Source organism: Roseateles sp. P5_B10, assembly GCF_056400485.1.
The window spans coordinates 1-2,098 of the sequence record NZ_JBFULE010000877.1; the positions used below are offsets into that span (position 1 = coordinate 1).

General features: G+C 66.3%; 2 protein-coding genes and 1 pseudogene. All 3 read left to right on the plus strand.

Annotated features, from left to right (window positions below):
* Nucleotides 1-256: pseudogene (locus tag AC1DU6_RS28760) on the plus strand (translational GTPase TypA); the annotation flags it as partial.
* A gap of 103 nt (nucleotides 257-359) precedes the next feature.
* Nucleotides 360-1,232, plus strand: a complete 873-nt coding sequence (locus AC1DU6_RS28765) for a DMT family transporter (RefSeq protein WP_457326210.1) — start codon at nucleotides 360-362, stop codon at nucleotides 1,230-1,232.
* A partial coding sequence (locus tag AC1DU6_RS28770) for a 3-hydroxyisobutyryl-CoA hydrolase (protein WP_477861319.1) occupies nucleotides 1,229-2,098 on the plus strand: 870 nt, incomplete at its 3' end. The genes AC1DU6_RS28765 and AC1DU6_RS28770, both read left to right, overlap by 4 nt.

Sequence of the window (2,098 nt, forward strand, 5' to 3'; positions counted from 1 at the left end):
CGAAGGCATGATCGTTGGCATCCACAACCGCGACAACGACCTGGTCGTCAACGCGACCCGCACCAAGCAGCTGACCAACTTCCGCGTCTCCGGCAAGGAAGATGCGATCAAGGTCACGCCGCCGATCGAGCTGACGCTGGAGTACGGCGTCGACTTCATCGACGACGACGAACTGGTCGAGATCACGCCCAAGAGCGTGCGGGTTCGCAAACGCTTCTTGTCCGAGAACGAGCGAAAGCGTGCTCAGCGGAGCTGACACGCTTTCGCTGGCGCGGCGCCTTGAGCTCCCCCCAGCCCCCCTTCAGGAGGGGGTTCTAGTCAGCTGATTGCCCGCGCCCCGAAAGGGGCGCTCTTCGTTGATGAGCCACCGGTCTGCTGTTTTGCTGATGCTGCTGGTCACGCTGATGTGGAGTTCGGCGGGCGTGGTCACGCGGCATCTGGATGCAGCGCGTGGATTCGAAATCACGTTCTGGCGCAGTGCCTTCAATGCGCTGGCACTGGTGGCCATCCTCGGCATGATGCGGGGCAAGGCGTTGTGGTCAGCCATGCGTGGCGGTGCGGTCTGGGCCTCAGGCCTGTGCTGGGCCGTCATGTTCACGGCCTTCATGGTGGCGTTGTCGCTGACGACGGTGGCCAATGTGCTGGTCACGATGTCGCTGTCCCCCCTATTCACGGCGATATTTGCGCGGTTCTTTCTGCATCAGCCGATTCCCGCCCGCACCTGGTGGGCGATTGCCGTGGCTGGCGCGGGCATCGCGTGGATGTTCGGTGGTCAGCTGGGCGGGCCGCTGTTGGGCGTCATCGTTGCGCTGGGCGTGCCGCTGGCCGCCGCCAGCAATTGGTGCCTGCTGCAGAAGGTGGGGCAGGGCGACACTGACATGCTGCCCGCGGTGCTGATCGGTGCTGTGATCTCCATGGTGTTCACACTGCCGCTGGCCTGGCCGTTGCAGGCCAGTGCGCACGACCTGTCCCTGCTGGGTTTTCTGGGCGTCTTCCAGCTTGCCGTTCCCTGTCTGCTGGCCGTGCGCCTGGCGCGCGAGCTGCCGGGCCACGAACTGGCCCTGCTCGGCCAGGCGGAAACCCTGCTCGGCGTGCTTTGGGCCTGGGCTTTTGCGGGCGAACACCCAGGCAGCGCGGCCCTGATCGGCGGTAGCCTCGTGCTTGCGGCGCTGATCGCCAACGAAGCGCTGGCGCCTCCTACTGTCAAACCCGCCTCCTTGAATAACGCATGAGTGACCTGATCCCGACCCTGGTGTCTGACGGCCATATCCTGGCCGACGTCAACGGCTGTCTCGGCCTCATCACGCTGAACCGCCCGCAAGCGCTGAATGCGCTGTCGCTGGCCATGATCCGCGACATGACGGCGCTGCTGCGCCACTGGGCGTCTCGACCGGAGATCCAGGCCGTCGCAGTGCTCGGCGCGGGCCGCGAAGGCAAGGCGCCGGCCTTCTGCGCGGGCGGCGACATCCGCTTCTTCCACCAGGCCGCTCATGCCGGTGACCCGGCGCTGGAAGACTTCTTCACTGAGGAATACCGCCTCAACCACCTGATCCACCACTACCCCAAGCCCTATATCGCGCTGATGGATGGCATCGTCATGGGCGGCGGCATGGGTATCAGCCAGGGCGCCAAGCTGCGCGTGCTGTCCGAGCGCTCCAAGCTTGCGATGCCCGAGACCGGCATCGGCCTCTTTCCCGATGTCGGTGGTGGCTACTTCCTCGCCCAATGCCCCGGCCACGTCGGCGAATGGTTGGCACTGACCGGCCAGGCCATTGCGGCCGGCGACGCCATCGAATGGGGCCTGGGCGACGTCTATGTGCCGGCGGCGCAATGGGCCGACCTTGTCGAAGCGCTGAGGGCCAGCCCCCAGCCCAGCGCCGAGCACGTCATCGCGACCGTCATGGAGTGTGCCGATCTCGCCCCCACCGCCGACCCCAAGGCCGCCGCCGAACGCATCGACCGCCATTTTGGCGAGCCGACACTGGCCGGCATCCTGGCATCCCTGGCCGCGGCCGATGACGACTGGGCGCACCAGACCCGCGAGACGCTGTTGACCCGCTCGCCAACCATGATGGCGGTGACGCTGGAGCTTGTGCGC